This window comes from Methanobrevibacter sp. (assembly GCF_036307625.1).
Lineage (GTDB): Archaea > Methanobacteriota > Methanobacteria > Methanobacteriales > Methanobacteriaceae > Methanocatella.
In genome coordinates this window covers 75830-87351 of the sequence record NZ_JAXJXF010000066.1, presented here as the reverse complement: position 1 = coordinate 87351, position 11522 = coordinate 75830, and the positions used below count along the sequence as shown (strand labels likewise).

General features: G+C 32.3%; 6 protein-coding genes. 1 reads left to right on the top strand and 5 read right to left on the bottom strand.

From position 1 onward, the window contains the following. The first annotated feature begins 177 nt into the window (after positions 1 to 177). The gene (locus UIB65_RS04285) at positions 178 to 933 is read left to right on the top strand and encodes a hypothetical protein (protein ID WP_330039884.1); all 756 of its coding nucleotides are present in this window, start codon (positions 178 to 180) and stop codon (positions 931 to 933) included. A 101-nt stretch (positions 934 to 1034) separates the two neighbouring features. Here UIB65_RS04285 and UIB65_RS04280 read toward each other — a convergent pair whose 3' ends face one another. From UIB65_RS04280 to UIB65_RS04260, 5 genes are all read right to left on the bottom strand, one after another. After that, a complete protein-coding gene (locus UIB65_RS04280; protein ID WP_330039883.1) occupies positions 1035 to 2561 on the bottom strand; it encodes an MFS transporter in 1527 nt (508 codons plus the stop codon). 320 nt (positions 2562 to 2881) lie between these two features. After that, positions 2882 to 4534, bottom strand: a complete 1653-nt coding sequence (locus tag UIB65_RS04275; RefSeq protein ID WP_330039882.1) for an AarF/ABC1/UbiB kinase family protein — start codon at positions 4532 to 4534, stop codon at positions 2882 to 2884. Between the two features lie 36 nt (positions 4535 to 4570). After that, on the bottom strand, positions 4571 to 6496 hold the full coding sequence (locus UIB65_RS04270; RefSeq protein WP_330039881.1) for an endonuclease MutS2: 1926 nt from the start codon (positions 6494 to 6496) through the stop codon (positions 4571 to 4573). Positions 6497 to 6574: 78 nt separating this feature from the next. Then, positions 6575 to 9004 (bottom strand): U32 family peptidase, encoded by a 2430-nt coding sequence (locus tag UIB65_RS04265; protein WP_330039880.1) that lies wholly within the window; start codon positions 9002 to 9004, stop codon positions 6575 to 6577. Beyond that, positions 9001 to 11505, bottom strand: a complete 2505-nt coding sequence (locus tag UIB65_RS04260; RefSeq protein WP_330039879.1) for a U32 family peptidase — start codon at positions 11503 to 11505, stop codon at positions 9001 to 9003. The genes UIB65_RS04265 and UIB65_RS04260 overlap by 4 nt, the downstream gene beginning before the upstream one ends. Positions 11506 to 11522 lie beyond the last annotated feature (17 nt).

The window sequence follows — 11522 nt, the reverse complement described above, 5'->3', positions numbered from 1 at the left end:
TTCAAATGGTCTGTAACTGTCAATTAAGAAACAAAATTCAAAAATGCAATTAATTAAATATCTTGATTTATAAAGCCTAAACTATTAATAGGGCACTTTTCAAAAATAAGATATATGCAAATAAACTATCTGACTCTCATAGAATTTGTTTTGGAAATCCTTGTTTTTTTAGTTTTCATGGTTATTTTCAGATTCATTTTTAATAAACTAGAAAACTCATCCTATAAATTACTAAATCCAAAAGAATATTTGCCAGAAGAGGAGCTCCATTCATTAAGGCAAATGTCTTTCCTGATAATGATGGGTTTGCTGTTCATGTGCATTTTATATAATGTGGTTTATGTTGGAAAAGACCTGCTTTCTTTTGTAATATTTGATATTCTCATTTCCCTATATGTTGCAACCCAATTGGACCTGAGAAATTGGAAAAATAGGATTTTATTAATCTTGCTGATTCCATACGGTTCTCTGACATATTTCCTATTTGGCAAAAGTCTAGTGGGATATTTGGCTTTAATTCACGTTCCAGTATTTATTTACTTTATAAAGGTGTATTATGATAAGTTTAGGGAATATACTGAGTCAAACGGTTTGGGAATAACTATAATTTTATTGTTTTCAATAATATTTATCAGTTTTTTCATAACTCTGCTTGCAGAACATGTTGATCCTTTAAATTCACTTGTAATGGTTTCAAATGCATTTACAAGTAATGGATATGCTGTTTTGGGTTCATCTATCATTGGAAAAATCAATTCCGTATTTTTGGTTTGGGGAGGTTACTTATTGTCAGGCGTAGGTACTGCAACTCTTGCTGCCGCAATACTAAAAAAACACTATGATGTTAAAAATCAAGAGTTATATGCCAAAATTGATGACCTGGATAAAAAAATTGATAATCTTGAAGAGTTAATAAAAAATAAAGATGATTGATTGTTTTAATTATTTAATTTTTAGATTTGATGATGCTTTTTTTAGATTTAACGAAAAAATAATTTAACAAAATATTAAAAAGGTAAATGGGAGATAAACTCTCATTGCTTTTTAATATGATTATCCTGTAGCCGAAATGTCAGAACAAAAACAATTCCCATTATGATTGCCGTTACCTGCATTACGAATGCCATTGCATTTTGAATAATTGTATCTACAATATTTACAACAGTACTATTCTCTGCTTTAACTTCGTTTATATTACCTACTTTTTGGAAGTAATCATAGACATCTTGATGGTACTGTTCGTCTCCTGAATGTTCTGGTGCATAGATATCGACTGCAGTATAAATGCCACCAATAACTCCAAGAATTAGAATTATTCCAATAATTGCTGTACCTAATGACTCACCTAATGTCTGACCGGTTGTATTAATTCCTGATGCGTTATTTTGGCTTTCCTTAGGAATATTGATTAATGAAATATCAGTACATAATGCCATTAAAAATCCAAGTCCGGCTCCCATTACAAACAGTCCTGGCATTAGCTCTATTGTTGTTGTATCCAGTCTAAACTGATAGCTTAAAATCAGACATCCGATGATTGACATTATGCATCCTATTGCCATGATGGTCTTATGTTTCATTTTTCCAGTTAAACTTGGAGCCACCACTGCAAAAATGAGCAGACCCACAGTCAACGGAAGTGTAGTCAAACCTGTATCAAATGCATTTAACTCCAATACACTTTGCAGATACAGGGAAACTGCAAATAATGCTCCACCCATTGCAAGATAAGATAATAACAAAATGGTAGTTCCCACACGCAAATTTCTATCTTTAAATAAGTCCATATCAAGTAATGGTACTTTTCCACTTCTTTTTCTTTTGATTTCAAACAATGCAAAGATTGTCAAGGCAATTAATCCTAAAATAATTATAACTATGCTGGTAGAAGTATCATTAGACAGCATTAAAATACCAAGAACGAGTAAAACAAGACCTACAAATGAAATTATAGATCCGGTTATGTCCAAATCGCTTTTGGATTCGGTAGGTGCGAAAGATGGTATTTTATTTTGCAGTATTAAAATGATGAAAACGATTATTAATTCACATGCAAATCCATATCTCCAGCTGAAAAATGTTGTCATAACTCCTCCGAAGAGCGGACCGACAGCAGCTGCAATTGCACCCATTACTCCCACAATCGCCAAAGCAATTGTACGTTTTTCGCCGGAATATGTTCCACTTATTATTGAAATGGTTGCAGGCATCATTAATGCTCCGGCAATACCTTCAATTACTGACCATCCTACAAATAACATTGCAGCACTTGAACTTACTGATGCAGTAAATGTGCCGACACCATAAAGAGCAGTACCGATTAAAAACAGTTTCTTTTTACCAACTATGTCCTGAAGCTTGGCACTGAGCAGCATGAATGCGGCAGTGATGAGAGTATAAAATGACATAATCATTTGAAGGGTACTCACATCGGTATTCAAATCAGCAACAACTTGAGAAATACTGACGTTCATGAATGTAGCGTCCAAAGCTATAATAAAGGAAGCACAAGCCACAACTATTAGTGGGATCCAAGAGTTTTCCTTAACAGTTTCATTCATATTTATTAATCCTCCACTGTAGTGTTAATAAGATATAGTTAATATAACTAACTTTTTTATGTCTCTTAAATGGATATATCCAATAATTTCATATCCAATCATTATTTTTTTTCTTTTTGTTGTTTAATATATTTTTTGGGACTGTTCTCAAAGGGGAAAGTCATTTGTTAAGTTTTTTTTGGGAATTTAACTGCACTATTATATGGGATATTGGATTTAATGGTATATGGTATGGGCTATAATGGATATGACTAGTAAAAATTATCTTATGAATTTTGTGTTTGAATATTTATTGAACATGTTTGTCAGGCAAATTTGCATTAATCTCTTTCTAACATATATTCAATTACTAAAAATCCTCCAAGTATTGCACTAAATAAGAATCCTATTAATCCTAATAGTGGAATATCAAATAATGTAGGTCCAACGTCACTTAACAATGCTAGAGATGATCCAAGAATCAATGAAGCCAATATTAATGCCACGGATAGTTGGTTTGCAATTTCACTTATATCGGCAAGTCTTACTTTTACTTCAATGTCTCCTTCCTCTAGTTTGGAAAGGGTACTGTTGATTGTGTCAGGCAAATCTTTGGCTAGGTGCTCTAATTGTAGCAGGTAGTTTAAGCCTACTTTTGCAATTCTTTCAGGTTTATATTTGTTGACTATTATTTTTCGTGATAATTTTTTAAGTTCTTCTGCAGCATTGAAGTTAGGGTCTAACTTTTTGCCTGTATCCTCTATTAAAGTAATTCCACGGCCAATCATTACGAATTCTCTTGGAAGGGTTATGTCATTTTTAACCATTACATTAAGTAAATCTTCCAGCAATCCGTCCATGTTTTGCAATTCCGCACCATAGTAACGATTTAATATGTCATCAATATCTTGTTTAAGTTCATCCGTATTTTGTGCCTTTGTTATTATATTCATGTAAATTAGCTGTTTTATGATGTTATTTGTGTTCTTGCTTATTAAAAGTAAAATTAATTCTGCTAAATCTTCTTTAAAATCTTCATTTAAGATTCCCATCATTCCATTATCAATATAACATAATTTGTTTTTTTTAGTAACAATTAAATTTCCAGGATGGGGATCTGCATGGAAAAATCCATCAATCATTATTTGTTTGAAATATGATTTGACACCGTAATTTGCAATTCTTCTCTTGTTGATATTTGGATAATCTTTGTTAATCAAATCTGAAACTTGGACTCCTTTAATAAGTTCCATTGTAATCATTTTTGAAGTACAGTAAGCAGGATATGCTTTTGGTATTTTAATGTAGCTTTCTCCTTTAAAGTTTTCAGCAAGATTTTGCATATTCATTACTTCTTCAAGATAATTGACCTCTTTAAAAATGGATCTTTCAAATTCACTAATCATGGCTGGTAAATTGTATGACCTTGTCGCTGTTATGTATTTGTCCGCTCTTGTTACTAAAAATTTCATTATTTGGATATCAGTTTCAATCATTTCAACTGAATTTGGTTTTTGAACTTTTATTGCAACTTCTTCATTGGTTTTTCTTAATCGAGCTTTATGAACTTGCCCTATTGAAGCAGATCCTATTGGGTTTTCATCAACGTTAACGAATATGTTGCTCATTGGTTGGTCAAGTTCGGATTCAATAACTTCTTTAATTTCATCAAATGATGCGACGGCAGCATCATCTCTAAGCTTTTCAAGTTCTTTAGCGATTTCAATTCCTACAAGGTCTGGTCTTGTACTTAACATTTGACCTAATTTGATATATGCTGGACCTAATTCTTCTAGTACTTTTCTTATTCTCAATGGCGCTGATTTGTCTGGAATTTCATGTTCTTCAGAAACCTTACTGTTTCTTAGAAATGGAAATTTCTTTAAAAAAGTGTTTTCTTCTATTAAATATCCGAAATCGTACTTTTTTAAGACTTGGTATATTTCATTAATACGCTTTAGGTTATCATTTCTAGTACTAGTTTTAACTTTCATTAATATTAGATTGTAATATAAGTATAATAAATGTTTTTAGAATTTTTCCAAAATTCTTGCATATACTCCTTTCAATTCATCATCTGATTTTTCATAAATTCTTTTTAAAATTAATTCAGGAGTACTTTTTGCAAGGAAATTCATTTTTGGTGTTCTGTCAACAATTAAATTATAGTTTTCGTCCAATCCTTTAGCTTCAATACCATCCACCCTAATGTCGGTGTAGTTCATTATTTCCCTTGCCATATGTGTTACAATAATTCCGTAGGAATTTGATTCTTTAATCATATCTATGAATGTGGAGATAATTTTAACTGCAGCATCAAGTTCTGTTATTCCTTCAAGTTCATCCAATAACACTAATTTTTCACTTTTTGTTGTTACAATTGGGATAAACACATTTAAAAAGGATTCGAAAGCACCTGCATCAAGGGATCTCTTCTTTGAAAAATGATAAATTTCATCAACAAGTTTTATCTCGGCAACATCTGCACTAACTGGAAGTCCCATCTGTGCCATTATGGATATTTGTGTCAATGTTTCAAGGAGTGTAGTTTTTCCACCACTATTGGCTCCTGTTAAAAGGGCTATGTTTTCATCTTGGGTTAGCTGATAATCGATTTTTTGAACATGGTCTTTGTCTTTTTTAAGTGCTAATTCTAGGTGCAGTGCTCCGTTTAATTTTATTTCATCTCCAAATTCTGGTCTGCATAAATCATATTCGTATGCAAAACTGCCTAAACTGAATTCATAGTCAAATTTGATGGTATCTTCAACTTCTTTGATTGCTTTGTTTTTAATTGAATTCAATTCAATGGCTGCACTTTTTTTAATGTCAAAAATATCATTTTCTTTTTTAGATGATTGTTCTAGTGTCACTCTTTGAATTTCATTGTCATCGATTTCTATGGGGTATGTTCTGAGGAACGGATCAAAACTCAATCCGGTTTCTTCGCGAATAATTTCTTTTCTTTTATTGATAATTTCATCAAATATTTTACTAATCTTTGGCGGAAAGTTATTGTTTAATAAGTTGAGAATTTCATCTCCTTCAAGGTCAACTGTTTTAATTGATTTTTCCAACTCGTTATCCATATCATCCTTAAGAGAATAAACTAATTTTTCAATATCTACTTCCCGTTTATCAATGATATTCAATTCTTCAATGATTGGGATTATTTCTCCCAGAACACTTTCATTATTTCTAATTTTTTGAATTTCATGAACTCTTGAAAATAGTTCTTTATTTTGTATAAAAAAGTTTATTATCTTTTCGGGAACAATTTCATAGTCATTTTCTTCAATATTTATCATGATTAGGTTAGGCATCCCTTCAAAATCAAGAATTCCCTGTGAATAAACGTAAAATACTAAATCATAATTCATTATTTCTTCTTTGAGTAATGGTGAATCGTTTGCAATAATGATTGGGTAATATTGATTAAGTCCCAAATCCATAAGGTATGAACTGTCTTCTTCATTTTCTACAAGAATTGCTTTGCTCGGATCATATTCTGCTTTTGCTTCTTCAACTTCTCTTAAATTTTTCATCAAACCTCTTAATTTGATAATTGGAAGTTGTGAAACATGTTCCTTTGCAGACATTACAAAATCAAGGTTTGAATTTATTTTATTGATGTCTTTTGAAGGGGATAGTAGCAAAATTCTATTTTTGGAGTAGGAAGTGTTTGAATAAGATAAAATTTTATTTATAATGTCTTCATAAAGTTCCATTGCTCTGTCACTTTTTATGAATTCATATTCTGGATTATTCAATAGTTGATTCATTATTTCTATCGCTTTTCTTTGGCTTATGCCGTCAATGTTGGAAATTTTTTCAACATCAACATTATCAACAATTTTTTGGAGTTCTTCTTCTCCTCCAACACTATTTAATATTTTTTCAGAGATTTTGTCTCCGATTCCTTTTATATTTTGCAATGTAATTTGTTCCCCTTGCATTTTTACCAAACCCTTTTTAATTATACTATATATTTTTATATATTATTCTAAATTCCCAAGAGCATTTGAAAAGTAATATTAGTAATTCCCTATGGTATTTTTTGGACTGTACTTTAACAATTCTTTTTCATTAATATTGCCTTTAAGCGCTGATTCATATATTTCAATAATTTTGTAGTAGCAATTATCTTTCCATCGACCATCTATACTGAAATTTGAAAAACCAATGTGTTTTAGGTGTTCAATTTCTTTAAGTAATGATAAATCTTCACAATTGAATAAGATTAGCTCTTCACCCGAAATGCTTTTGTGAATAGGGTATCTGCGATTGTTTCTGTCAATTAGGAAATTTTTTGAATTATTTTTTGCCTTTTTAATTTCTTTTCCGTATAAAAGAGAATAACGTGTTTTCATTAATTCGACAGATCCCTGAACTAGTATTTCCAATTGATTTTGACTTTCGCAGAATTTAATTATGTCTTCATAGTCTTTTTTGGTTAATTCTGGGGATAGCGTTAAAATTTTATAATTTTCAAGACTTTTTATTGTTTCAGTGTTGGTTATATTCATGGAATATGGTCCGTATTCTCCTTTAAAATTGTTGCTCATTATTGGAATGGTGTAATGCATCTTGTTCAATATTCCTCTTACTTTATTGAGTGTTTTGATTAATTTGTCGTGAGCGATATCTGGCCATTTCCATATCAATTCATAGTCTTTAGTCATTGAGATTTCAATAGCTTCTTTTAAAAAGTTAATCATGTGGTTTAAATTGTATTTTTCATCATGAATGATATTTAAATCATCATATTCTGGAGGAATTTCAAGATAAACTCTTTTTACATTATTAATTTCTTTTAAATGGCTTAGGTTATTGGTATAAAATGAAAAACATGGTTTAATTTCTGATTTTTCTCTTTCCTTTAAATTTAATTTAATTTTTTTGGTTTTATGTTTGGTGGAATTAACCAGTTCATGCTCTAATTTTTCAAATAACTCTCTTCTCAATTCGTTGATTTTGCTTATTGGTAGGAATAGTGTTCCGTCATAATTTATGTTGATTTGTGTGATTTGGTAAGGGTAATTGTCAACTTTTGATAATTGTTTTTGAATGGTTTCCCTTGTGACGCTTTTTTTCAGCGGTTTTTCGAAAGGAGTATTTCCTCTCACTTCACATTCAATTTCTTTTTTATTTGCAAGGGTTACTCTTCCTTTGAGTTGTGGAAATTTATTTTTGATGGAAAATGTAAGAATTAATTTGGATTTGACATAACTGTTTCCTTTGTTTTCGATTTCACGAGCCTTTTTTATTAGGTTGTTTTTCTTTGTTAGATAAACCTCTGATTCGTTTAGATTGAAATTGCTTTTTTTATTCTGCCGTACTTTTTTAACTATCAAAACTTTATTTTTACGGGTCAAATCTTTGATTTGTTTGTTTTTTCCTTTTTTAAAATGATTTAATGTGGTAATGCTTGGATTTTGTGAAATTTCAAATCCATAATCATCATCATTTTTGACAAGCAATAATCCGTCTCCCTTTTCGGGAATATTTTTAATGGAATCGTCGATTTTTATTGCAATTTGATTTTTGCGGGCATCTATAACTTTTCCTATTTTTAATCCGACATGACCTGCCCTCAAACTTCTTTTTGCAGTGTTGTTGAATTGCCCCTGACTAAATCCTCTATTGAAAACTAAGCTTATTTCTTCACTTTCCATTTCCTTTCCGCTTTTAAGCTTGTTCAATGCTTTTCTATAGTTGCTTATGACTATGGCCAGATACTCTTTGTTTCTCATTCTGCCTTCAATCTTAATGCATGCAATATTTAGCTCCGAAATCTCCTTTAATTTATTGAAGAGGTTCAAATCACAGGGGGACAGATAGTAATCCTCTTTTTTAAGTCCTTCAACTTTGTATTTTTGCCTGCAAGGCTGAGCGCAGGTTCCTCTATTGCCGCTTCGCCCTCCATTAAAGCTGCTCATTAGGCATTGTCCGGAATAAGAATAACATAACGCACCGTGTACAAATATTTCAAGTTCCATATTTGTTTTGAGGTCTTGGATTTCCTCTTTTCTCATCTCGCGAGGAAGAACTATTCTTTTAATGCCTTTGCTTTCGATGTAATCTAGTTTTAGATGGTTTTCACATGTCATTTGTGTGGATGCATGGATCTTTAACTTTGGCAGATGTCTGTTGATAAGTTCCACCAGTCCCAAATCCTGAACTAAAACTGCATCCACTCCTATTGCATATAGATTTGATAAATAATTCATGACGTCTTCCAGCTCGTCCTGTTTGATTAACGTGTTGACGGTTACATAAACTTTAACATTGTGCAAGTGGGCTGTGTTTACTGCTTCATTGATTTCGTCTAATGTGAAGTTTTGGGCATACTTTCTGGCTCCATAATCCTTGCCTGAAAGGTATACTGCACTGGCTCCTGCATTGATTGCGACTTTTAAATAATCCATTGATCCTACAGGTGCAAGTAATTCAGGTATTCTCATTTTTTGTCCTCGTGTAATCTTCCTTCAATATAATTGCCTTTGTTGATGTATGATTGAGACAGATCCATTATTTCGTATTTGTATTTGGTTAGCTCTTCCTGATTTTTATTTTTAAGACTTTCATTATAAATTGATAATATTTGGGTGGTGTATTTCTCATTTGAATATCTGCAGTCCAAAATCACTGAATCCAATCCGAATGTTTTTATTTCATTCATCTCTTCAATTAAACATAAACAATCCTTGTTGATGATATGGCTTTGCTTTTTGTAGTCAAAGAATATTTTATATTTGAATTTTTTCCTTTTCTTGTCTTCTAAAATTGCATAATCCGCATCATTTGATATGATGAAATCCTTTCCATCATTCAGGTTTGTAAAGTCGTCCTTACTTACTATAACTTCAAGGTTTCCATTGACAATCATCTCCAAATCGATGTTTCTGTCGGGGGTTTTATTGACAAGCTCTTTTATTTCATCGCCCGAAAGCTCTGATGATAAAATCAATGAATTGAATCCGGCTTCATTCATGTCACGCACACAGAAACTATTCCAAACATTCAGATTGTGATTTCCGTAGATTGGACAGTCAAATATTTCGCTCATTCCCGGAAAATCACCCATCACTGAAATAATAATTCCTTCATTTTCAAGTTCTTTTATTATTTCATTGCATTTGATGGCTTCTTTTTCAGATGTGAATGAAGATAAAACCCAAACAAATTCTGTTGGTGATGCCATCAAACTTCCTTTCATTAGAGTTTCTTTTATGTTGTCAAAATAATCTTTTGGATTGTTGTAATGGCAATTTCCATCAAAGTATATTCTTTTCAGGTCAAATCCAGAAGCTGCCTTGATTTGTGCAATGTCATCGATGAATATTGACAGTTTAGGAGTTTTTCTTTTGTTTTTGCCTTTAATGTTATCGTAATCCTCATAAAATTTAGTTAAATTTTTACGGATTGCCTTGACGGATTTTTTGGTTGGAGTGTAATGATTCCTTAAAAATTCTGTTGCGGTGTCAAGTATTTCACGCCTGATTTGATTAATTTCACTAATTGGAATAAATATGTCATGGGGCATGTTGTTAAATCTGATTTTATCAATGTAAAATGGGGTGCCTCCAGTCTTTTTAAGCTGTTTTTCTATAATCTCTTCAGTTACTGGTTTGTTTTTGGCTTTTTCAAACTTGTCCAGCGTTTTGTATCTGAAGTTGATTAATTCATCATCCAGATAGTACTCAACTTTGGTAAATAGATTAAGATTTTCATCCCATGTTAAGGATAAGCTAAGAGGAACATTGTTTTTTATTGTTTCCTTTTCGAATTGTTTTAGATACTCGTGGGTTGATTTGGAATAGCTGATGAACACTTCAGTTCCCACTTTAACGAGGCGTGTGGTGTTTATGATGATTACATTTTCATCCTGCTTTACAATGTCCTCCAAATAAATTCCCTTTATTTTTCCGTTATATTTGAATGCAATTCCATCTCCAGGTTCAAGAATGACTGGAATCTCTTTGTTTTTAATCTCGATTGTTACTTTGGTGCCATCAATATCAACAATGTCTCCAATGTATAGTCCTTCATGGCCAGAATGGCCTCTTCCCATCACCTCTCCTGGCTTATCGCCCATCATGTATCCGTTGGTGAATTGTCTGTTGAAAACAAGGTGCAAATCTTTTTTGTAATCTCCTTCATTTCCGTCAATGAGGTTTCTGTAACTGTTTACAATTGTTCCGATGTAATCTCCGGACTTCATCCTGCCTTCAAGTTTCAATGATTTCACTCCGGCATCAGAAATTTTTTGCAGGTGGTTATAGGTTGCCAGATCATGTGTTGATAAGAGATAGCCGTTTCCTATATTGTATCCTCGGTATTTCAAACGGTATTCTCGTCTGCAGGGTTGTGCACAGGCACCTCTGTTTCCACTTCGCCCACTGTTGTATGAGGACATATAACATTTTCCACTGACGCAATAGCATAGTGCTCCATGCCCGAATGCCTCTATGTCCATGTCTATGTTGTCTTTTTTAAGCTGTTCTGTTGTTTGCTTTATTTGTTTGATGTTAACTTCTCTTGGAAGAACGACCCGTTTAATGTTATTCTTATTCGCCCATTTTATTGATGAGTAATTGTTCAGACCCATCTGTGTTGATGCATGAACCTCCAAGTCCGGAATAAATGTTTTCAAAAGCCAGATTAATCCGAAATCCTGCACGATAACTGCATCAACTCCAATTTGATATAATTTGAAAAGGTAATCCAAGACATCTTTAATCTCATAGTTGTTAATCAACGTGTTTACGGTTACATGGACTTTTGCACCATTCAAATGAGCATAATCAACTGCTTTTTCAATTTCCTCAATTGAAAAGTTTTTGGCATATGCTCTTGCTCCATAATTTTGGCCTGCAATATAAACCGCATCAGCACCTGCATTGACTGCAATAACCAATACGTCATAAGAGCCGGCCGGAGCCAATAATTCTTCTAAAACCATTTTATTAATACACCCTG